This is a genomic window from Pseudomonas frigoris (assembly GCF_047758635.1).
GTDB lineage: Bacteria > Pseudomonadota > Gammaproteobacteria > Pseudomonadales > Pseudomonadaceae > Aquipseudomonas > Aquipseudomonas frigoris.
Window position 1 is genome coordinate 4,377,489 of record NZ_CP180479.1, and the last position, 23,066, is coordinate 4,400,554.

Below are 23,066 nucleotides of genomic sequence, written 5' to 3' on the forward strand. Positions count from 1 at the left end.
CCCCTCCATGGAGAATCGCCTGCACTACTTTTCCACCATGGATAGCCGTCTCGTGTAACGCCTTCGCGGGTAAAAGTATCCAAACAATACCGTTGGGTGACTGCCTAAAAATTGCTGCTACAACTCGACCGTTGACGGCATCCTCAGACTGCCTTCAGCTGTTGACAACAGGCAGCAATCGGCCCAAATCGGTCTCTTAGTCGGAGCTAACAGTCCTGCCGGAGGCAGGTCTGTTAAACCGTAGAGGATAAAATGTGCGAGCAGCCGCATCTGAATGCCGAAACTGTGTGAACAAAAGAGCTAGAGCGCTACCAGCTCGGCGATTTTTTCCGCAACCACCGCCATTGAATCTGAAAGCGCCAAATCGACACTCAAAGAATGATCATCGCACTGACAATAATTCATACAGAACTCACTTCACGTTTGCGCCTGCTCGCTAATACTCAAACCACCTTCCGCGACGGTTGGTTTCAAAGGACTCAATGCCCATCAACGCTTGGTCGTAAACCTCATAGAGCCTGCGAGCCTCGACGACAGCTATGTTGTTTTGGGTCGAATGGGCAATATGACTCAGAAGCGCATACAGCAAGCCACAGCGATCAGCGAAGTGAATCAGCGTTGCCGTCCAGCGATCTGAATCACGTCTAAGTGATTTCTCGAAGGAATCCCTCTTCAACTCGAACGGCCATACCGAGACATAGCTTTCCGCCTCACTGACAAACGTTAGCAGTGCAAAATCAGCGCCGCGTATAGCGCCGCGTATGTGTGGATACAGCTCCGGATAAAGCGGTCGAAAGGCCTTTCTGAACCCAGACCTACCCATGGAGCGGCGGTGCAACTCCACATACCCAACCGATGTTGCCTTGCGTTGGAAATTCGCTAGCTTCGGCTCTTCACCGCCCCGAATATCGGTCAACAAACGGTTCAGGTTTGGGTCATGGACCTTGAACTCCGACAATTCACCTTCCACACAACGTATGAAATCCGGAGTCAGGTCGCACAGAAGGCCGGTTGCTATAGGCGCAGGATAATCCACGGGACTTTCCGAATCCCGTCGTAAGGAAAGGAGCAACGCCTTGAGTTCGTCGTTACTGTGGGTGCGCTGTCGCGGTCGTTGCGTGCCTTTGTAACCGTGCAGGTGGATCTCCTTTTTACCGCACAGGGCCGCCAACATAGTCACCGCTGTTGCCACGTCGAGCCCGCTACTTTGGTCAGCTCGAATCGGACGCTGCCACTCGATGAATTGAATAGCGTCCATGCGGTCACGGATCACGGTAAACAGTTCGTCCCGATCTCCGGTGTACAAAGCCGCCAAAGCCACCCGCCAGATCGGGCTTTCGCAAAAGTCTACGGCATAGGCTCTCGATGCCCGACCCACAGCAATCATCTGAAAAAAATCGTCGATCGCATCATGGCGTTTCTTATTGATGATTCTCAGATTCGCCGCACTAAAGTTCGACGCGATGAAACTTGGTAAATCACTGGTCAGAGGTTCGGGCCACTGCTCCGCTCCAACCGTTAACTCGCCGTAGTCGGTAGCGGGGATCGTCGTTCCCCCGCTCTTGAGGGTTTGGGAGATCTGCTCGCTCTGATAGTCGACGCGAGCCTCCGTGGAAAGGCTGTTCAACTCCTCCTTATTGAGCTCGTACTTCACCTGCCTTTTCAACCAAGCCCGCTGCTGCAGCGGCACGCTTTCCAACTCATCCCCCAGTGACGTCACCAACCGTGAGGGATTGCTGGGCTGCGCAAAAAGATCCAGCTCCGACTCGGAAATGAACAAACGATGGTAATCCGCCTCAAGGTCTTGCTCGGCTTTGGTCAAGTAAGGATCAGCACCGGCCTTGTAATATACCAGGGCACGAAAGTGGATGACCTGCGCTACGGCGAGGTCGGCCGGTTCCATCAACCCCAGCATCACCTGACGCAAGTCTCGTCGATGTCGAACCACCTCGATGCGTTCCGTTTCCTCCACCAGCCACACCTGACGAGCCAACGTCCTGAACAGTTGATCCGCCCGTTCGCTATCCAATACGGGAAGCTCGCATGGCTCTGCCAGAACCTCTTCGATCAACTTGGCGTTAACCCGGCGCAAGATCAGGCCCATGTGCGCAAGTTTGCGTAAATCGGGATCGTCGGTACGTAGGCGGTTGAGGATGCGCTGATAGGTGAATCCGCGCACCAGCGTGTGAGTCACCCCTTTGAACTGCCCCCTATCGAGTAACTCGGCAGCTTCCTGCACAGCGTTCTCTTCGCTAAGGAAACGGGCCAGCAGCCGAATAAACAACGGGCTGCTGCCCCATTGTTCAATCATCCTGCGGCATAGGCTTTCCTCCACATAAACCCTTATATCGAGCAATAGCTGGTGAAGCATTGCGTAAGCAGCTTCAGGGTTTAAATCGTTGAGAGCGATTTGTTCGAATTTCCACTCACGATGTTTGAGTAGATCATTTGGAAGTACTCGGCCGCTGAGAATCGGCCGTAGACCGAACAGTTCGCCCTCTTCCCGCACGCTTTTCAGCCAGTTGCGCAGGCGCCGGTGTTCACTCGCTCCGCGCAACAACACCTCTTCGAAGGTATCCAGCACCAGCGCTATTGGCTCACGTAGCGGCAGGTGCCCGGCCATTTCCTGGTGCCAGATCGACCACACATTGCTCGTGGAGTAAGCACTGCTTTCATAGCTTTCGGCGCTGTGGTGCAGACCGACCACCTCGCGAGCCTGCTCACGAAACTTGGCCAAGGGTTTCGCCAGTGACGGCAGAAACTGCCCAAGCTGGCGACTGAGTTCCATCGTCATCAGGTCAGTATCGGCCTGGGAAAAGGCCGCCCGGTCAAAGTCGAACCAGATGACCGGGACTTTCTCACCTAGCAAACGGCGGGCAAATGCTGCCAACAGCGCAGACTTTCCTGCACCACCGAGGCCGGTCAGATACAGTGGTTCGACTTCGCTCACGCCGTCGGTATTTTGGCCGCTATGCAGGTAATCATCCAGCCGTTGGAGCTCACCCTCACGACCGAACAAGGCTATGGGTAACGCCATGTCGAGCGAGGCTTTGAATTCACGCAGGTCAAATACTCGATTGACTTCGGCACTGCAAAGACGCCCCTCGGGCAGGTGCCCCAGAAACTGCTGAGCGGTATACAGATAGCTCAAATCGTAGGTCGAAAGCGCTTCGATATTGAATACTTCGCCTCTGGCAAGCTTGATCAGGTAATACCCCAGCATGTCCCCGGGCGGAGCTTTTGAACGGCGGGCGAACTTGCGCAATTGCTTAAGATCGGACAGCTCACGTAACGTCGCTCGTCGGCAATCGGGCGTCAGCTGCCAGCGAATGCCTTGCTCCGAGGGCACCTCGTCGCAGATGCGTGCCAGACCGCGCAAAATGTCCCGGGCGATCTCTGGCGTTTGCTGAAAGTCCACGATGGCCCGGGGATCGAAAGGCCCTATCAATGCAACGTCGACCCGAACCTTAGCCAGTCGCTGGACAATGGGGTCCTCTGCGTTATCGATAGAGGAGTTCATGAGGGCTCCAAGGCGGGATAAACAATCTGCTGGATAAAGCAGGACAGTCCTTTGAGAGCCGTCAAAGACAACAAGCTCGCACCCCTCTCGATAAGTTTCGCCTGGCGCCTGACCTCGCCCTCAGTCATCTCCAGGCGGTTGCCGATCGAGTACAGTTGAAGGTATTCGATAATGTCCTGCTGGCTGGTCGGCTGAATAATATCAATGAACAACTTATCGGGCCGTGCTCCCGGCACGAAGCTTTTAGCGCCCAACAACAACACCCGCAACTTTGGAATATCGGTTATATCTTGATAAAGCTGCTCCAGAAAATGCTGTAAAGGACCTGGAGCCAAGGGGTTTGCGTCCAGTTCATCAATCACCAACCAGAGCTGACGGGTCTCTGTTACGGCGTTCATTTGCTTGGCAAATGCCGGAAACAAAATGCCTTTGATCCAGGCATCGACAGCCGTATCGCTTTCCTCGGCCAAGGGCAAAGGTTCAAACACAGAACCCCTTGAGCCGGCGCGATGGATAAGCTCTTCAGCAAACGCCCTTGGCCCGCGCACCAACTCTGCCGCTTTGAACGACACAATCGAGTGCTCCGCATTGTTCTTCAGCATCGTGCGCAGTATTTCCAGGCTGAAGCTCTTTCCACTTTCCCTCTGCCCGACCACAGCAATTATTTGCCTTGTCCCCGCCATGCAATCCTGTACAGCCTGTTGAAAACCTTTGCGCCCTAGGATCGGCTCATTGCGATGTTCAGTACGCCAGACGGGATCTAGTCCCAACACCCCCTCCAGCACGCCTGCACTTCGGGCCGCAATACAAGCGGTCGGAATTGCACCATTTATCAATTCGCCGTTGCTTTCGATACCACATTGATGCAGCGCGACCGGTTTGAAATTCACGTCCAGCAACAACCCGCCAGAAGAGCCCGGCATAGCATTGACGGTATGGCGTAAGCGCGTCTGATGGTCAGCGGGCCACAGCGCAGTACCGTAGCCATAGGCGACACGCATCTGCTTGCCACCCGGGTGTTGATACAACGTCATCTGCGATCCTGGTACTCTAATCTGGGGCTTGTGCAAACGGTCAAGCTGGTAGAATCCGCGGAAACGCCCCACCGTACTAATCAAGCGAATGCCGGCGTAATCCAGGCATTGGTCGAACCCGTCGGAAGATTGCGAAAGGAAATCAATCGACACCTGGTGCGGACTCTCTGTCTGGTGGTAGGCACTGGAAGAGACCAGCCATTGCGGGGCAACCGAGACATGCAATTGCTCATAAACAGCACCGACATGATCGAACTCGATCTTGATTTTTTCATCACTGCCCTCCAATGGAACACCATCATCTCCTAGCAGCGGCTCGATGACATGCCACGCAGTCAGGATCGCCTGGGGCCCCACCAGAAATCCTGTACCGTAGCTGACCTCCCCCTCGCTATTTTCGACTACCACTCGACACACTCGTCGCACCGCCTCCAATCCTGCACGGGTCATTGCGCTGGCGTCGAGAAAACCCAGCTCGGGCTCAATGACCTTGTGCAGTTTGATTTTTAGCCTCTCGGCATCAGGTTCATTGCTCGCTTTCAGACCGCCCACAGACGTCAATTGCAAGCACAATTCACCTAACCATTCTCGTTCTTTGGCTCCGACAAAAGCGGCGTAAAAGGGATTGCCGTCCTGGCCACTCAAAGCCTTCAACACCATGAAGGAATCTGCATCATGCAGACTTGCAAGAACGTCGTAAATCGCACAAAAACCATCGTCGGACAACACGACACTTTCAGCCAACAACATCAATTGCGGATCAATCGATTCCGGCATTGTCACACCCAATTGAGCTTAGCGCAGCTGATCGGGTTATTACCCGCCCCCACCGCGCCAATACCATGCGCATAGTTCTCACGCAGCCAGCTACCACCGAAATGCAGCCCCACAACACCTTGCGGCGAGTTGAAATTGATTAGCGGCGAGCCCGAGCATCCGCCGAGGGTTGTAGCGTCATGAGTGAAAACACTGCGTTCAGTGTCGCGAGGCAACGTGCCTACACCTTGCATGATGAGGCCCGGCGAAAGGTACTTGGTGCCGTAATCAGCACCAAACAGCTCGTTGAGCCGGGTCGCGATTTCTGCATCAATTGCACCTGTGGCCGTACGTGGCAATGCTCCCGGGCGGCCAGGATATCCTGCGAGGAATACCTGGCTGTTCACATCCGCCTTTGACGGGTCTTTCACCACGGTCATAGGTGTTGGCAGGCTCCGCTGGCCGTTGGAGCTTTCCACCTGCAACAACGCTGCATCGAGGCAGGAGAAGTCAGCCATGTTGTCAGGAATCTGCTGCGAGCCCGCGCCAATAACTTCGGTGATGCGAAAGCGCGTCGCTGTCGTCAGCGAACTAGGTTCGTCGGCAAAATCGATGGTCACGTCATTGCTGAGCATGATCCAGTCTTTCGGGTTATTCCGTTGCGGAATCGGGGCGGCGAAGGCTTGTAGGACATGACGGTTGGTCAACAGCACGCCGTCGCCAATCAGGAAGCCCGTGCCTACATGGATACCACCGACATCGATGCGACCGATGCGGGACAAACGGTCTTGAAGGCTCTGGTCGTTCCTCATCAGATACAGTGTGTCGGACCATGTGGCGGCTTCCGGATGGTCGGAATCCACGTCGTTATTGCGTACCCGTAAGGCTGGTCGGCCGGTCATACGGACCAGCGCCTCCAGCCCCACGGTTGTTGTCGAACCGGCTTTTGCACCTTTTACGTAAACATCGAGATCCTGCGCCACCGTTCCGACCAGCTTCTCGCGAGTTTCCCGAGTGATTCCCGATCGGGCGTCGAGCAAACGGGTAAAACGGTCAAGCTGTTCGTGTTTACCGGTACCCCGCAAGTAATCCCGTGCGCGTTCGGGACTGAACCCTTGTGCGCTCTCCAAACCCAGAGCCTTAGTCGGCAAGGCAAGGCTTATGCGTTTGTCCTGTAACGACAGCGGCCCGGTACTCGACAAGCGTGCCAGGCTAGTTTGGCCGGGTACTTCGGCAAAACGCCGCAGGCGCGGGTCAGTTGACTGCTGAATTTGCTCATTCAACTCGGTCGACGGTCGGGTCGAGAACCATTTCGACTCGGTGTTCAAACCTGACGCAGCACCTGTGGCGCGGGCCTGAGCCAGCGCGATGGCGGCGATTTCCGTTTCGTACCTGGCGAGGCGCAGGGCCGGATCAATGACTGCAAAACCGTATTCCTGATTGAGCAAGGTCTGAACGTCACGCTCGGGACCACCCAGCGACTCGACATTCACGACGGGAATGTTACTCAACGCCAGCTTCAACAACCCATCAGCCGCCACCAACCCACGGCCATAGTTTTCGGCATCCCATACCTCTGGCTGGCGAGAGGTGGCGAGTAGTGCGGCCTTGAACAGTTGCTGAACGGTGACGCCATGTTGCGTTGCATAGTCGATCACCTTGTCGCGACCATGATGGGCCAGCCATAGCGCGGCTACACCCGCAGTGAGCGCTGTGGCAAACGACGTTCCCTGCCCTGGCGCCACGACGTCCGTAGGCTCGGCCGAAGCGTGGCGTTGTGCTCGCCAGACCAGTTCGGCCGGTGCTGTGATATCGACAGCCTCCCCTCTGCAACTGCCAATCCAGGTGCCGTCTTCAACGTTCGAGCCACCAACGGCAATGACCTCGTCATAACGGGCCGGCCAGACCACGATGCGTGCGCAGTTGCCGGCCGCAGCAATGACGATCAGGTTCGCGTTCACCGCTTCACGCACTGCCGCATGCAGGGCGCGGCTTGGCACTCCACCGAGGCTCATGGAAATGACGTGGCAGCCGACCTGTGTCGCGTGGGCAATTGCCTTGGCCACGGGTGCTGCGTTGAAGATTTTGACGTTTTCGATGCAACGGATCGGCGCGATCTTTGCGGCGGGCGCGGCGCCGCACATCTGCGCGGTATCGCGGCCGGCAAGGACGCTGGCAGTCGCCGTGCCATGTCCGGGATTGCCCATTTTTGGCGAAAGTGGATCAGTGGGGTTCGGATCGTTATCGATAATGTCGTAGGCCCGGGTTTTGTCGAGCATTTCTTCACCGAGCTGCGCATGCTCGGTGATCCCGGTATCGGCTTGCGCAATGATGATGCCGGCGCCGCGGCTCAAGGCCCAGGCATCCACCACGCCCGCCGACTTCAAGGCCCAACGGCGATCCGTCGGTGGTGCTTTATTGACGATACAGGTCGCCTCTAACCATTCGAGCGCCTCGGTGGCGGCTTCTTCACCCGGTTCGAACGGTTCGGTATAGAAGCCCGTCCCGAGATCAGGCTCGGCGGATAGCAGATCCAGCGCATTGGCGAGGGCATAGCCAATGGAAAACAATTCGCGGGACGGCAGCGTGCGTTCGACGCCCAAGCAACGCAGCACTAAAAATGATTTCAGCAGGGTATCGAGCGGCTGCAAATTCAGGTTCATCGAACCCAGCAACGCCGTAATGCGGCCCCGCTCGTCTTCGATATCAGGAGGGGTTTTGTACTCAAGGACAAACCGCAGTTCGTCTGGCGGGAAACCGTCGGTGGTCGCCGCTAAGGTCTGTGCTTGGTTCAGAAGCTTGCGCAATATGGCCAAGTAATCCATCACTTTCCCCTTCTATCCTTGGAAACAGCACTAAAAATCTACGCCATACTGACGCCGGCCGGGCGCTCAGCGCAATAGCGATGTGCCGCTACCGAGTATTTCCACCTAAGAAAACCCTGAAAAAGACTTCCAGATTTGGTGAAATACGCACCTCGCATGAACAGAACGGTTGAGCCCCGATGAAACAGATGTCCTTCGCCGATGCCGAGTATGCCGGCAAGCGTAAGCAGACCCGCCGCGAGCGCTTCCTGATTGAGATGGATCAGGTGGTGCCCTGGAAGGGCTTGATTGCCTTGATCGAGCCGTATTATCCAAAGGGTGAAGGCGGTCGTCCGGCGTATCCGTTGCTGGCCATGTTGCGGGTTCATCTGATGCAGAACTGGTTTGGTTACAGCGATCCGGCGATGGAAGAAGCACTTTACGAGACCACGATCCTGCGCCAGTTCTCGGGGCTGCATCTGGATCGGATTCCCGATGAAACTACGATCCTCAACTTCCGGCGCCTACTGGAGAAACATGAGTTGGCGGGCGGGATTTTGCAGGTTATCAATGGCTATTTGGGTGATCGTGGTTTGCTGCTGCGTCACGGCACGGTTGTCGATGCCACGATCATTCATGCGCCGAGTTCGACCAAGAACAAGGACGGTAAACGCGACCCTGAAATGCATCAGACGAAGAAAGGAAACCAGTATTTTTTCGGGATGAAGGCGCACATCGGTGTCGATGCAGAGTCGGGGTTAGTCCATAGCCTGGTGGGCACAGCGGCCAATGTGGCGGACGTGACTCAGGTCGATCAACTGCTGCACGGTGGGGAAACTTACGTCTGTGGCGATGCTGGCTACACCGGCGTGGACAAGCGTCCTGAGCATCAGGACCGTCAGATGATCTGGTCAATTGCGGCACGCCCGAGCAGTTATAAAAAGCACGCGAAAAAGAGTTTGATCGGACGCATGCGTCGCAAGATCGAGTACGCGAAAGCCCAGGTACGGGCAAAGGTTGAGCACCCGTTTCGCGTGATCAAGCGTCAGTTTGGTTATACGAAAGTGCGGTTTCGTGGGCTGATGAAAAACACCGCGCAACAGGACACGCTATTTGCCCTGTCGAATCTTTGGATGGTGCGAAAACGGCTGCTGGCTATGGGAGAGGTGCGCCTGTAATGCGGAAAAGCGCCTTGGAAAGATGTCATTCGAAGGTAAATCGATGAATTAAAAGCGGGGAAGGTCTGATTATCTGATCAGGCGAGCGTTTTTTGAACCTCAAGCCGGGAGGGCATCAAAAGTCGATGCCTACTTCAGACCTTCCCTAAGAGAGTCGAGCTGTCGAGCACTTCCTTAAGAGCCTGTGCCAAATCAATCATATAATCCTTTTCCATTTAGCGGAGCTGCTCGAAGGCATGGCAGGAAAGCTACCGCCCCGAGGAACCACACGCACCACGAACAAAGCGCGATGCACAGATACTAGCTATAGATAGTTTCTGGGAGAAATCCAGTCAGAACGGCACATGCATCGACCTTTTATGGCTCCGATTGGCTCTGGATCGATGATCTCGCAATCCTCCCGTCCCGCAGCTACGCGCATCCGGCGGCTTCCCACACTTAGCCTCGCTGAGTTTGCCGTGCAAGCCACGGAAGGTGTATGCGTCTTATTTTCAGACACAAAGATGCACAACCAATTGTGTTCAACAGATCAGGCGCCCACTCAAGCCCCTGCGCAGCGAACTTCATCTCCTTGTCACCCTGCTTGATCAGGCTGTTAAGTCGATCAGAATGCCTTGAGGGGTCTGCTTGGTAAATCGTATCAGGCAGCGCGGTTCCTGTGTTTGGATCGTACTCGTCGACGGTCGTCGCACGGGTGGTCACGGGCTGGTCGAACTCTGTCATCATCTCCAGAGTCATCACGGCCATTTCGTTGTAAAGGATCATGAGTGCTCCTTATAATTTTCAATCCAGGTATTCAGAAGATCTGAATGCTTCACATTTATTTTGGAGGCATCACAAAAAATGAGGTGGCAGTAAACTTCCCATTTCGCTCTGGATCTCCAGATATTTTTTTCCCCTCAGCACTTTCCGCCACATACCACGGCGCCTTGCAATAATTCTCTTGTATATTTGAATCAGCAACTATCGAAAATGAGATGTCGGGGCATTTAGCCTTACCCGCACGCTTGCACAAACATGTCCCAACAGCATAATCGTATGTAATATCCTTAAGTGCCACCTGTGCAATGTCAACCTCTTCCAAGTCAGTACCACTGACGACATACCAATTCGCCTCCACTTGATCAAACTTTCCCACAGGTACTCTAAACAAGCGAGAGCGAATAGCTTTTTCCCCTACTGCCAGACGGGAGGTCGAAAGCTCACTACCAACGTATATTACCTCCGAAAGTGGTGCCCGACCTCTGTATCGAGAAACTGCTCCACGAGCACTATTGGCATTTACTTGGAAATCCGCCGCTGCAAGGCCACCATCATCAGTACGAAATTTATATGCGTTCACAATAAAAAATGAAGACGCAATAAGTCGTTTTTGCCCACTTTTATTTTCCACCTCCACATTCAAACTAAGAACATAGTACTCAAGCCCGCTTTCATCATTCTCAACTCCAACCTTAACAAGCTCAATTTTCGGCAACAAAAAAGTTTCAGACATGGCCGGCTTTAAAATTTCTGAATAATAAAATACCCACCCCAACCAAATACCGGCGATCACGATTGCGACCGATTGAACGATCGAGGCGATAGCACCAGCTGCTTTGTCATTTTCATTGAGAAACGCTGATATTGCTTTAAACATTTCACTCCCTCAAAGCAGCGCCGTCTGAGGGGCAGACTTCACTAACGCCCCTAGAATCAGAGCGTAGCTAAATACGAATTTTTTCAAAGGTCATCAGGAAATCGGATTGGCGTGGCCTTGGCCGACCAGTTTGTGCCAGGTGGGCCCTGAATGCCTTGAGCAACCGGGTCATTTGCAACGGCTCATAGCGAATCGGACCCAAGACGCCAGCCACTTTCACGGTGGTGTCTTGCAGTTGGTCACGTCGACCGGACTCACTGCGCAGCTGGCACCATAGCGGTCGCGTGGTCGGGGTGCGCCCACCTTTATGCGCCGAAACGGCCAATGACCACTCGAACCATCACTCGTCTGCGCGCCCATGGGCTCAATGGCGGCGATCTGGTTTGCTGTTTTCCGTAGCTCTCTGGCAGGCGAGTGGCATTGTCCACTAGCTTGTCTATATTCAATTCGAGTTTCCGCCGTCTGGAGTGATCGAAAGACGGGCCGTCGAGAAGTAGCTCATCGAACATCTACCGCTTCAGGGGATGCAGCTATGTTCACGCGATCGGCCTCAGCAAGAAAAAGGATTGAACGTTGCCTTAGGGCCGGTCGAAGTCTACTTGTTACGGGCGGCCTGCTGACCGTCGCACTTAGCTCTTCCGCACAGACGCAACTGACAGCCACAGAGGCTCAAGCGCACACCTGTAGCATCGACTCAGCCCGGCTCAAAGCAGATGAGCAATCCCTTGAACACGCTCGCAAGGCGTACCCGGCTGCTGCTCTTGTTCCACAATCAATGTCGGGCTGGGAAAAGCTATCGAGCGTGGTTGAAGAGAATGCACCGGGGGATGAGGGCGTCGGAGGACTCAGCGCGAACGGGGTCAAGCTGTACAGGCGCAACAAGGATTGCTTCCCCACCGAACCGCGAAACCTTTTCAGTGAAGTAGACAAAGTCATCGTCGGCGGCGAAACGTCTCCCCGCCCCATCGACTATAACGAAGGCCATGGCATCCCGGAGTTTGCACGCCAGGCCATCAAGGGTCAGAACACCTGGATGCTGTGGGGTGAGGGAAACGAGGCGTTCTGGGGTTGGTTGCAACAAAATGGATACGGTATCGCCGACTTCCTGATCCTGCTGGATTCGAGAAAGCGCGACTCACGGTTTGCTAAGGCCGGTTTGATGAATCAGCCCGGCATGATTAAACGTGAAACACCCATAGTCGGACTTGGCCTTTACCTCGATCAGGCTGATGGCGATAAGGTCAAGATGATCGCCCCAAAGGACGATATCGATGCTGAATCCCAGAAGCCTGTCGTCCCCGAAAGGCCGCCGGCCAGGCATCAGCAATATGGCTATCCGGAGTTTTTTGAAGTCGACGACAAAGACGCATACCAAAAGATCATCGACCAGCTGGCCAATGACGGTGTCGATCCACTGGTATATGGCTACCCTTCCGGCGTGGTCGGTCTGCGGCTTATGCCCAATCCGGACTTTTTCGGCAAATCGGCTGCCGCCGAAAAAGCTCGCAGCCGTTGGGATGAGCAGGTCGTCAGAGACCAGGGTGCTGGGTACTACTCCATCGAGAACGACAACAAGATAAGCGCCGACCCAAATCTCGTACGCCCATTCCGGGTCGCCATGGCCTGCTCATTCTGCCATGTCGGGCCGCATCCGCTCGCACCTCCCGCAGATCCCGAAAATCCGGGCTGGGGCAACATGTCGAGCACCATCGGTAACCAGTACTGGAGGCCGGAAAAGGCCTTCTCGAATCTCAGGCAAGAAAAAAGTTTTCTCTGGCAGTTTGTCGCAAGCCAGCAGCCGGGCACGATCGATACCTCGCTCATCAGCACTGACCATATCAACAACCCCAACACCATCAATGCAATCTTCGAGGTCAACCCCCGACTGGCCCGCGCCGGGTTGAATCCGCCCGAAGCGCAGAACCAGGCCAATCTGTTACAACGTGGCATTGAGGACAAACCGGATTACACGACGAATCCACGCCACACGCCGCGTGTGCTCCTCGATGGCTCCGATAGCATCGGCGTCGAAGGTGCACTCTCGCGTGTCTATCTGAATATCGGTGCTTACTCCGAACAGTGGAATCGCCTGCACAATCCGGTTATCGGGTTCAAACCACAGCGCCCTTTCGAATTGGCGACGGTCAAAAGCAAATCGGTCTACTGGCAAGCCACCGAGCAATACCGCATCCCCCAGCTCGAAAGTTTTTTTACATACGTATCAAAATCCGGTGCCAACGTGACGCAGCCGATGAAGCTGGAGTCGATTCCAGAGGGTCGTGCTCGCATCGACAGCAATCAAAAGGACGCGGAAGTTGGCCGCACTGTGTTCCTCAAAAACTGCGCTGTCTGCCACTCCAGCAAGCAGCCGCCCGAACAGCAGTTTGCATTTTCGCGTGACTGGCGCCTCGCCAAGGCCGGAAAACTATCCACGCTGACAATGCCCATGGACTTTGCTGAGTGGGAAGCCTTCAAACTCAGTGACCAGTACCTCGATTATGTCGGCAGACTTGGGGCCTACGAGGCACAAGAGTTGGCCCAAAGGCGTGACTTGTTCAAGGACAATTACCTGTCCACCGACATCCGGGTGCCCATTACGCTAGTCGGAACCAACTCCCAACGCGCAGTCGCGACCAATGCCATGCGTGGCCAGGTCTGGGACAACTTTTCTTCGCAAACCTACAAGTCGTTACCGGCCGTAGGTGAAATCCGCTTCTTCAACCCTTTCAAATCTGCGGAAGGCGTAGATGAATGGGGCAACAACGACAGCTATGCCTCCCCGCCGGGCGGCCCGGGTTATTACCGGCCGGCTTCGTTGGTGGGTATATGGGCCACCGCTCCGTTCCTTCACAACAACGCCTTGGGAATCTTCAACAATGATCCCTCGGTCGAGCGGCGTCTGGCGGCGTTCGATGATGCGATCGACAGACTGCTAAACAAGAACAAACGCGAAGCCGCCTACCATAATCCCAAGGATTTGCGCTCGGCAATGGATTTCCGCCAGCGGTTCCGCGATAACGCCGTTGTCGCTGGCACACCCGGCTTCAGCGATTCGGGCCTGATCTACCGAACCACGGTGCGGTCCGTGATCGATTTTCGTGAACCCTTCATCCGCCCGCTATTGAACGGCGTACTGGGTGAGACGACCACTTCCTTCATCGCGTTGTACCTGTGGCTGGTCCTGGCGGCGATCTCCCTGGTGCTTGTGTTCATCGGGCGGGCGCGCCTGGCTGCCAGCGCCCTCATCTTGCTGACGGCTGTGACTGCGGTGCTGTTGCGTATCACCGGCGTAGACAGCATTTATCCATGGCTTTGGGCGATTCCGGCAGTGGCTTTGCTGGCCGCCTTCGGGTTCTTGTTGCGTCCACGCTCGGTCCTGGCGCCACGACTGTTATTCGGTGCTAGCACGGTTGTATTCCTGGCGATCGGCCTGTTGACCACTGCTTTCGTCAATGGCCATATCAGTCCCATCGAAATTCGCCCTATCCCCAAGGGAACGCCGGTGAACCTGATCATGAACATGAATCCGGAGGCTCCGGTGCTGGATCTGATCAGGGCGACCTCAGGGCTCACACGCGCCCTCTTACGCGTGCGCAAGGACGGCCTGCTTGATGACGATACACCCGCAGGCCACTTCCAGGCACTTGCAGCCTTCCAGGAAGAAGCCGGCCCGGCGCTGCTGAAAGTCAGCAAGTGCCCGGACTTCGTAGCCGACCGCGGCCACTGGTTTGGTGAATACCTCACGGACGACGAGAAGAAGCAATTGAAGGCTTTCCTCGAAACATTCTGATGTGTTGCGTTGGTTAATCGGAGCCGCCATGGATCACGATGCATTGAAGCCCGACCGGGAAAAACTGCTGGAAAGTGCCGAAAGCCCGCAAAACACTCCATTCGATTACGTGATTGTCGGATCGGGAGCCGGTGGCGGCCCGCTCGCGGCGCGGCTGGCCTTGAACGGGCGACGAGTCCTGTTAATTGAAGCAGGGGTTGATCCTGCCTTAGAGGATCGCGAGGTCTACAACGTACCCGCCTTCCACGCCGCGGCGACGGAGGATCCGGAAATCACCTGGGATTTCTCCGTCCGTCACTATGCCGACAATACCCAGCAACGCCAGGATTCAAAGTACAACAACGACAAGGACCCTCCCAAAAACGGCCCTGTGGATTCAGGAGGCATTCAGTATCCCCGCGCAGCAGCCATCGGTGGCTGCACTGCGCACTACGCGTTGATCATCATCCGGCCGAACGACGCGGACTGGGACCGGATAGCCGAGTCCACCGGCGATCCGTCCTGGCGCTCCGAGAACATGCAAGGGTACTTCGCGAAAATCGAGAACTGCCTGTACTACACAGTCTATAGGGGTTTTTCCGGCAAGTTGTTGGGCGGGCTGCTTAAAGTCGTTCAGGTCATCGCTACCCGGCTCAACCCACGTCGCCAGCTGGATCCCGGTGGCCATGGATTCAAAGGCTGGCAAAAAACCAGCTTCATCGATCCACTGGTGATCGCCGGGATTGCACGAGGCGACCGCACCTTCCTGCGTGTGCTCAAGGATGTTCTGTTTTCGTTTCTCGGCAAGCAGCGCGACCGTTCAATGTTTGGGCGCGCCATCGCCAGGCTGCAGATCCTGCAGTTTCTGGACCCTAATGTCCGCTCGCCGGAGATACCGACCCGTGATCATCTGTCGCTGATTTCGATTGGCACTGACGGCAAGCGTCGCCACGGCTTGCGGGAACACTTGCTGGATGTCGCCAAGCGGTTCCCGGAACGACTGGTCATTCTGAATCCGGCCCACGCGAACCGTATTGTGTTTGAGAAGGAAGCGAACGTTCTCGCGCCCAAGGCTGTTGGCGTTGAGGTCCAGCTCGGCGCACACCTTTACCGTGCCAGCCCCAAGTTTGAATCCGATCGGGAAAAGCCGGTTTCAAAGCAGTACTTCGCACGTCTCGAGGTCATTGTCAGCGGCGGTGCTTTCAATACACCGCAGCTATTGATGCTCAGCGGCATCGGTGATCGACAGCACCTTGAAGGGCTGAAAATTGAAGGACCTCGCGATAAAAACGGTGTGCAGGTAGCGCCTATCGTGAATCTGCCTGGAGTCGGCAAGAATCTGCAGGACCGTTACGAAGTCAGTGTCATCAGCGAAGCGAAGTCCCCCTTTTCCACATTGGACGGGGTTTCCTTCGAACCGGACAAGCATGGCGACCCTGCCCGTGGGCAGTGGCTGCGCGATGGAACGGGACTCTATTCAACGAACGGTGGCGCAATTGCCTTCATGATGTCGTCCAAGTACAACGCCGAGCCTCGGGTCGACCCCGACCTGTTCATCTTTGGCGTACCCGCCGCATTTCGTGGCTACCATTGGGGCTGGTCAACGGAGCTATTGCACAAGACGATGGGCGCGAAGACCGAGTCGCGCAACCTGTGGAGCTGGGTCATCCTCAAAGCCTATACCAGTAACAATCAAGGCGTCGTTCGCCTGCACAGCAATGACCCGCTGGATACACCGAGTATCAACTTCAATTCATTCAAAGACGGTTCCAAAGAAGGCTTTGGCGCCATGAAAGATGTCGAAGCCTTGTGCGAAGCAATTGAAGTCGTACGCAAGATCAATAGCGATATCACCGTTTTCGAAAACGAAGTGCAGCCAGGATCGGCGCGAGCGGATGGCTCACCTCAACTGAAACAATGGATCAAGGACGAAGCCTGGGGGCACCATGCTTGCGGCACGTGCCGGATGGGCAACGAGCCCCACTGCACCGACACCAGCAAGCTCAAAAACAGTGACGCCGTCCTGGATAGCAGCTTTCGCGTGCATGGTGTAAACAAATTGCGCGTGGTCGACACCTCGATCTTCCCCGACATTCCGGGCTATTTCATCGCCACCCCCACCTTCATGATCGGCGAGAAAGCTGCCGATGTGCTGCTGGATGATTGCGACGACTATCCGCAACAGCTTGAGGCTGTGGAAGCCGCTGCGATTCTGGCGCGCCGCATCGCTGTAGATCGCGATGACAAGACTCCCGAAACGGATACCGCGAAGCTACCCAAGGACACCATCGGCCTCGCCCTTTCGGGCGGAGGTATCCGCAGCGCAACCTTCTGCCTTGGCGTGATCCAGGCACTGGCGAAGTATCATCGATTGCGTGATATCGACATCGTGTCGTCCGCCTCCGGTGGCGGCTATATTGCCGCCTTTCTGGGACGTCTCTTCACTCGGATACACCCGAATGTGTCCGATAAAGCTGCGCGGGTGGAGTCGATACTCAAGGGTTCTCCCGAAATTGACTGGTTGCGGCGCAATGCCCAGTACATTGACGGCGGTGGTCGTGGAGACGCCCTGTTCGATGCCGCCATCGTGCTGCGCAACCTGGCCTCCGTACATCTTTGGCTGGGCATCTTGTTGTTCGGCGTGTTCGGGCTGATCCGCTGGCTGGCCATCGCCTTCCTTGGCGATGTGGAGCCAGTGACTCTGTTTGAAGAAAACCTTTCGGCCTGGTGGTGGCTGCCTGGTGTACTGCTGGTAGTAGGTGTTTTGCCACCGGCCATCGGCTACTGGCTGGTGATGCAGGACCCGACCCGAAACCGGCGCGCATTGCTGCCATTGCTGGTGTGGCTGACTTTTCTAGGTTGCGCAATTTACGGCCTTGCATTGCCTGCAATCACAGCCTGGTGTGGCGTGGCCATCGTCGTACTACTATTGGGCTTGCTCTTGCAGGAGGTTGCGAGATGGGGCATCCCCAACACAACAGCATCCATGAGATGGGCACTACCCGACGATCCCGATGAAGACAACCCTGCGGACAAGAGTGCCATCGTACGCAATCGGCTGACGCGGCTTTTTGGCGTGGGCTTGTTCGGTTTCGCCGTCAGCATTCTGTGGGTGGTTCTGGATTCAGGTGCGCAGTTCACTGCCGGCGACATGCCCATGATCGGATGGTCGATTGTGGGATTGGCACCTTTGCTACCGTTGTTGCGAGGTGCTGCGACCGGGCTGCTCAAGGGCTCACCGTCAGGGGCCGTTTCGTCTTTCGCCAAGGCCCTCGGATTGCCGATCCTGATTGGCACGGTTACGTTCACGCTCGTGTTCCTGCTGCTGATGTACGTCAATATGCTCGCGCATCTGGTATTCCTTCGGGACCTTCAGGTCGGCACCTGGAGCGTAATTGCAGCCCTGCTTGTTTCCGCCGTCCTGGGGCAGACGCTCACCCTCCTCAACCTGTCTTCCTTGCAGCAAGCGTATTCGCAGAAACTGGTGCGGACCTTCCTTGGCGCTTCGAACGATGCGCGCGTACATCCCGCCGGTACTCATACACCCGTGCCGGTCAACGTCAGTGACCTGGGGGATGACATCGATTTTGATGCCTATCATCCAGAACGCACGGGAGGCCCATTGCATTTGGTTGGAACCTGCCTGAACAATTCCGTCGACCCCTTGTCCGGCAACCTCCTGCGTGATGACAAGGGCATGCCGATGTGCCTGGGGCCGGCAGGCATTTCCGTCGGACGGCGCTTTCATGCGTTATGGGGGGCGCGCGACAGCGACACCCCGGCACGCCAGGCTCCTGTGGCTGCGATCAATGTAGCGCCCGACCCCAATCAGTTTCATGTCCTGGCACGCTCCGATGACAAGCCGGTCACAGTGGAACGCCTGCGCCTCGGTCAGTGGATGGCGATCTCCGGGGCAGCTTACACGACAGGCTCGGGTCGCAATACGCAACTGTGGCGATCGCTGATACTCGGACTGGTCAATCTGCGCATTGGTTATTGGTGGAACAGCGGAATCCCCGCCGGCCAGCGGCCGGGTCATTACCCACCGAGTCTCTGGCGCGCCTTCAAGTCCCTGCCGTCGACTGTCTTCTCCTTGCAGTCAAGCTTGCTCAACGAATGGCGGGGATATTTTGCTGGTCCTGCCGAGCGGCTCTGGTACCTGAGCGATGGCGGGCATTTTGACAACACCGGGCTCTATGAACTCATTCGCCGTCGCCTGCCCATCATGCTTGCGGTCGATGCGACCAGTGACCCGAGTTATGTGTTCGACGATCTCGCGCTGCTGACACGGCAAGTGCGTCTCGACTTTGGTGCGGAAATAAAGTGGCTCAGACCGGTCAGGACCAGCACAGAAAACCCGCCCCCTGATATGTCAGGTTGGAACGCTTTCGCAACCCCCGGGCAAATAGGCAGCGTACCACCCTGGATCAAAACCAAGGTCGAACCTGATGCCATTGGTGCGATCGAGGACATGAAGCGCCCAGGTCCCTTCGGTGCGGCGTTGGCGCAAGTAACTTATTCAGACGGACATCCGTCGGGCTGGCTATTGCTGGTCAAGCCCTGCCTGTTTGCCGACCTGCCCACGGATCTGCGTACCTACGCGGCCATGCACGAGCCCTTTCCCAACGAGACCACGCTGGATCAATTCTTCGACGACAACCAGTGGGAGGCTTACCGCATGCTTGGAGAAACCGCAGGGTCAAAACTTTTTCCTAAGCGTGACGATTCCAGGAGGTAAGTCATGGCTATTACGCCCATTACCCGACTACTGGTGCGATGTGTGTGGCTGCTGGCTCTGCTGGGGCTCGCATCGTGCAGCCTCTATAACGGCCCGTATCGGACAGCCTCGCAAGAACGCGTCTCTGTCAGTAACGCAAACTCACCGGATCCTGGATACGATTTGCAGTTTATCGAATCGGACGATCAAGGCTGGTTCTGGAATCCCAAGCAGGCTGATTCCGCGCTGACGACCATAAAAGATGCGACGGTTGAAGGTCATACGCTCGTCCTGCTTTTCATTCACGGCTGGCATCACTCAGCCGCTTGCTACGACGACAATGTCGAGGCATTCAAGCGTGTGTTGCAACGTTTGCACGATGAACTGAAGCAACCGATGTACAGCGAGGCGATGCCCGCCGCCAAATCAATGCGCATCATTGGCTTATATGTCGGATGGCGCGGACGTTCGCTGCCGGGGCTGATCGACTACACGACATTCTGGGGACGCAAGTCGGCTGCAAGGCGAGTCGGTGATGGTGACCTCCAGGAGTTCATGGCCAGGTTGCAGCGGATATACAACGATCATTCCGACGGGACTAAAAGCAAGCAAAAATCTTTCTTCGGACTGGTTTCGATTGGTCACAGCTTCGGTGGCGCCGTTTTGCTCGCAGCGACTTCGCGTTACTTTGAGAGCCAATTGCAGCTGGCCAACCCAACCAGTGGATTCTTGCGTACAGCACCTGTGATCCCGACTGGCGCTCCTGTCCCTGGCACATCGCCAAGCGCAAAACCGGCGGCCACACTACGTGGTTTTGGCGACATGGTCATCCTCGTCAATCCTGCCGTCGAATCGGCGGCATACGAGCGCATCAACATCCTTTCACGCGGTATCACTTACAACTCCGACCAAACGCCATTACTCGTCACGTTTTCCGCGCAAAACGATGGCGCCCGCAATAGCTGGTTCAAGGCCGGTCGAATCGCCGGAGAGCTTTTCACGAATGCCGCTCCCGTCCACGATGAGCGGGAGCGCGCCGGCCTGCGCGAAGCACTAGGTGTATACGACTACGACAACAGCGGGATCACTCACTCGCTCACACCGAGCGAGACTCGACAATTGATTTCGGGCCAGGAGAACGAAGGACCTGATTCGCAATGTACAAACAAGCGGCCAGACACATTTGAGTGGTGGCGCTGGGCCGATCAGCGAGTGAATCCCGACACGTTCTTCCCCAAAGACACGCTAAACATGAAGACCTCCCCCACTGAGGAGGAGCTGAAGTCGTTCGACTTTTCCAAAGAAGCTCAATATTCGGGCTTGATTTTGAAACCGGATCAATCTGTAGTACATCATCAGCCTTTTGTGGTTGTGTCGGTCAACGAGCAGATCATCGATGGCCACAACGGTATCTTCTCAGAACCGTTCATGAATTTTTTGACACGCTACATCGGCCTCACCGAGGCGAAGCGAGTTTTAATCCGTAAGAAGGAAAGTACCCGCTGAACCGCCATGCTTGCTGTCCTGCATCAAGTTCTCACAGGTGCAAATGAAGGAAGGCGACCAGCCGTTGCAAAGCAACCCGTGTGGGATGGTTGGCATCGGGTATGTTCGCCTTGTCATACTCCTCCGTGAGCAAGGCATGGTGCTTGTTCTTACCGTCTGCCGGAGCATCGTACTCGTGGAGAGTGCCCGTATTGGGGAAGTTTTCTTGAAGTCGCTGCACCCGCGCGTGGGGACACAGGCGATCATCGGCAAAGCGCTGGATCAGCAGCGGCGTACCCTGGTTCGTCGATGCCTGGCCGGCCATGAGCAGGTCGTCGTCAGAGATGTTCAACTGGCTCATCCAGGGACCGTCGCCCTTACCGGTGATCCAGTAGCCGAACTTGAACGGAACAGCGGGTTGCGACGCCACCGCCGCGCCCACATTGGTTTCGAGGATCAGCGGGATAGCGAACGCGCCGGTGACGCACATGCCGATCACGCCGATTTTCGCGTTGCCCATCGAGGCTCCCAGATGGCGGACGAGAGCACGCAGCCAATCGCTCACCGGCGCCGAAGTCCCAGCCTTGAGGCAACCAAACTCCTTAGTCATGCAAAGAATGTAGCCCTTAGGTACCGAGCCCTTTTCTTCCAGCTTGCCGAACAGCAAGGGTAGGTACACCTGGAAGCCGGCGTCTATCAGGCGCTCGGCAAAGTTTCTCGTATAGCTCGTCAAACCGGGTAGCTCATGCATGATGAGCACAGGTTTCCCCTCCCCCTTGGTATACACCAGGTGTTCGTATTCGCCATCGCTGAATAGGAAGCTCTTGAAGCCAGTCATTTCCATGTAGCGCATCTCCCTTTGTTAGCTTTCTCGCGTCAATTCGGGATTTTCAGTGCTAATGAGTCACTTCACCGTTCGGTGGTGCAGCCCCCTGGGCCTTGGCCATCGGGGGGACAGTTTTCTCTGTGTATTGGACACCCTTCGTGGCGCCGGCCACTTCAGCTAGGCGGCAGGCGAACATGTGGCTGCCATGGTTGCTGATGCCACCAGGGTGTGTGTCCACATTGAAACGCAAGTCTCTGACGGCAGAGTCCCGATGGTCTGGTGGGGCAATGAAGTTGATGGGCAAGCGGAGATAGGCGAGACCTTCACCGTGTTCGAAAATCCGGTCGATTTCCAGACCTTTGGTGTTTTCACCCCGTGGTGGATTGGCAGTAGAAAACCAACCGGTAACCGGTGTCGAATTGAAGGCGATGACTTTCGATACCCTGATGGGGTGTGAGGTCGACCGGGGTAATGCATAGGCCAGTTGTTGCGCCAGTCCGCCCCCCAGTGAATGACCGACAGCAGTGATTTTGACGTTGACTGGGAGCCTACCCTGAGCCATGCGCTCTTGAAGTTCAGCCTCGAATGCCTTGGATACTTCGTCTCGGGTAACATTGTATTGGTCCTCGCCGCGGAGCGCAGTCGGGATAAACCACCTGAAATTCGAGAACCAATCTTGCTTCTGATCCGCCTCGGTACCCCGAAAAACGATGGCTACTTCAGTGATGCTTTTTGGATCTCCACCCGCGCGGAACTCCCAGACGCTAAAGAACAATTTCGCATTTTCCGCCAGGTCGGCCAGGCGTTTGGAGGGGAAGGTCGGCCAGACATGCCAGCTCGGTGTCGGAATCATTTGGTTGCTGTAGTCGCGCCCACAGGCCTGGTTAAAACGCACATCCAATGGAGTCTCGACCGCCTCGATGTTCGCGCTGACCAGTTGCTGTTTGTAGTCGGGCCATTTCAGGTGATAGTAATTGGCAGCCAGAGCCATATATTCCCAATATTCCCAATATTCCTGCGCATACGCGGTAAAGCGGGGACCGCCTATAGGGTCTCCGTAGCCACGCTCTGTTGGCTCGCGAATCAAGACGACGTTGTCCTTTTGAAACCAGGCACTGCAACTGGCCTGCAGAATGACCATGATCAAAAGTCCCACTCTCATAAACCGCATACAGAGCTCTCCCGCCACGGCCAAATCCCGTCATCGATGTTATGACTCAACGCATTGAGGTTGCACTTTCGGCGCATGGTCACGCGCCTGCCTGGTGACGCCCCCCTAAATTCCTCATATGTATCTATGGAAATCACGTCGCATACTCCATAGCCAGATAGTTTTCT

The 23,066-nt window shown here is 55.9% G+C and carries 11 protein-coding genes; 4 read left to right on the forward strand and 7 right to left on the reverse strand.

Features of this window, described 5'->3' with window-relative positions; genetic code table 11:
- Positions 1-436: 436 nt before the first annotated feature.
- The 3 genes from ACMXYH_RS20115 to ACMXYH_RS20125 are packed head-to-tail and all read right to left on the reverse strand — an operon-like array spanning position 437 to position 8,135.
- Positions 437-3,520 carry an AAA family ATPase gene (locus ACMXYH_RS20115; RefSeq protein WP_415764633.1) on the reverse strand — a complete coding sequence of 1,028 codons (3,084 nt, stop codon included), beginning with the start codon at positions 3,518-3,520 and terminating at the stop codon, positions 437-439.
- Positions 3,517-5,331, reverse strand: coding sequence for a trypsin-like serine peptidase (locus ACMXYH_RS20120; RefSeq protein WP_415764634.1), 1,815 nt, complete (start codon positions 5,329-5,331; stop codon positions 3,517-3,519). The genes ACMXYH_RS20115 and ACMXYH_RS20120 overlap by 4 nt, the downstream gene beginning before the upstream one ends.
- A gap of 2 nt (positions 5,332-5,333) precedes the next feature.
- On the reverse strand, positions 5,334-8,135 hold the full coding sequence (locus ACMXYH_RS20125) for a S8 family serine peptidase (RefSeq protein ID WP_415764635.1): 2,802 nt from the start codon (positions 8,133-8,135) through the stop codon (positions 5,334-5,336).
- Between the two features lie 179 nt (positions 8,136-8,314).
- Between ACMXYH_RS20125 and ACMXYH_RS20130 the strand changes: the two genes are divergently transcribed.
- The gene (locus tag ACMXYH_RS20130) at positions 8,315-9,292 is read left to right on the forward strand and encodes an IS5 family transposase (RefSeq protein WP_415764636.1); all 978 of its coding nucleotides are present in this window, start codon (positions 8,315-8,317) and stop codon (positions 9,290-9,292) included.
- A 438-nt stretch (positions 9,293-9,730) separates the two neighbouring features.
- Here ACMXYH_RS20130 and ACMXYH_RS20135 read toward each other — a convergent pair whose 3' ends face one another.
- Positions 9,731-10,057: a hypothetical protein gene (locus tag ACMXYH_RS20135; RefSeq protein WP_415764637.1), complete on the reverse strand. Its 327-nt coding sequence runs from the start codon at positions 10,055-10,057 to the stop codon at positions 9,731-9,733.
- A 55-nt stretch (positions 10,058-10,112) separates the two neighbouring features.
- The gene (locus ACMXYH_RS20140) at positions 10,113-10,931 is read right to left on the reverse strand and encodes a hypothetical protein (protein ID WP_415764638.1); all 819 of its coding nucleotides are present in this window, start codon (positions 10,929-10,931) and stop codon (positions 10,113-10,115) included.
- A gap of 532 nt (positions 10,932-11,463) precedes the next feature.
- Between ACMXYH_RS20140 and ACMXYH_RS20145 the strand changes: the two genes are divergently transcribed.
- Genes ACMXYH_RS20145 through ACMXYH_RS20155 form a run of 3 tightly spaced genes read left to right on the forward strand, consistent with a single transcriptional unit; the run spans position 11,464 to position 20,923 of the window.
- Entirely contained in the window at positions 11,464-14,721 is a 3,258-nt protein-coding gene (locus tag ACMXYH_RS20145) for a hypothetical protein (RefSeq protein WP_415764639.1), read from the forward strand.
- Positions 14,722-14,749: 28 nt separating this feature from the next.
- Positions 14,750-19,438, forward strand: coding sequence for a GMC oxidoreductase (locus tag ACMXYH_RS20150; RefSeq protein ID WP_415764640.1), 4,689 nt, complete (start codon positions 14,750-14,752; stop codon positions 19,436-19,438).
- 3 nt (positions 19,439-19,441) lie between these two features.
- Positions 19,442-20,923 (forward strand): hypothetical protein, encoded by a 1,482-nt coding sequence (locus ACMXYH_RS20155; protein WP_415764641.1) that lies wholly within the window; start codon positions 19,442-19,444, stop codon positions 20,921-20,923.
- Between the two features lie 31 nt (positions 20,924-20,954).
- Here the strand turns inward: ACMXYH_RS20155 and ACMXYH_RS20160 are convergent, their stop codons facing one another.
- Both ACMXYH_RS20160 and ACMXYH_RS20165 read right to left on the reverse strand, forming a co-directional pair.
- The gene (locus ACMXYH_RS20160) at positions 20,955-21,746 is read right to left on the reverse strand and encodes a dienelactone hydrolase family protein (RefSeq protein ID WP_415764643.1); all 792 of its coding nucleotides are present in this window, start codon (positions 21,744-21,746) and stop codon (positions 20,955-20,957) included.
- Positions 21,747-21,798: 52 nt separating this feature from the next.
- The gene (locus ACMXYH_RS20165; protein WP_415764644.1) at positions 21,799-22,869 is read right to left on the reverse strand and encodes a lipase family protein; all 1,071 of its coding nucleotides are present in this window, start codon (positions 22,867-22,869) and stop codon (positions 21,799-21,801) included.
- Between the last annotated feature and the right edge of the window lie 197 nt (positions 22,870-23,066).

Excerpts from the sequence above, each read along its gene's own strand:
- ACMXYH_RS20115 (WP_415764633.1), bottom strand. The coding sequence starts at position 3,520 with ATGAACTCCTCTATCGATAACGCAGAGGACCCCATTGTCCAGCGACTG.
- ACMXYH_RS20120 (WP_415764634.1), bottom strand. The coding sequence starts at position 5,331 with ATGCCGGAATCGATTGATCCGCAATTGATGTTGTTGGCTGAAAGTGTC.
- ACMXYH_RS20125 (WP_415764635.1), bottom strand. The coding sequence starts at position 8,135 with ATGGATTACTTGGCCATATTGCGCAAGCTTCTGAACCAAGCACAGACC.
- ACMXYH_RS20130 (WP_415764636.1), top strand. The coding sequence starts at position 8,315 with ATGAAACAGATGTCCTTCGCCGATGCCGAGTATGCCGGCAAGCGTAAG.
- ACMXYH_RS20135 (WP_415764637.1), bottom strand. The coding sequence starts at position 10,057 with ATGATCCTTTACAACGAAATGGCCGTGATGACTCTGGAGATGATGACA.
- ACMXYH_RS20140 (WP_415764638.1), bottom strand. The coding sequence starts at position 10,931 with ATGTTTAAAGCAATATCAGCGTTTCTCAATGAAAATGACAAAGCAGCT.
- ACMXYH_RS20145 (WP_415764639.1), top strand. The coding sequence starts at position 11,464 with ATGTTCACGCGATCGGCCTCAGCAAGAAAAAGGATTGAACGTTGCCTT.
- ACMXYH_RS20150 (WP_415764640.1), top strand. The coding sequence starts at position 14,750 with ATGGATCACGATGCATTGAAGCCCGACCGGGAAAAACTGCTGGAAAGT.
- ACMXYH_RS20155 (WP_415764641.1), top strand. The coding sequence starts at position 19,442 with ATGGCTATTACGCCCATTACCCGACTACTGGTGCGATGTGTGTGGCTG.
- ACMXYH_RS20160 (WP_415764643.1), bottom strand. The coding sequence starts at position 21,746 with ATGGAAATGACTGGCTTCAAGAGCTTCCTATTCAGCGATGGCGAATAC.
- ACMXYH_RS20165 (WP_415764644.1), bottom strand. The coding sequence starts at position 22,869 with ATGGTCATTCTGCAGGCCAGTTGCAGTGCCTGGTTTCAAAAGGACAAC.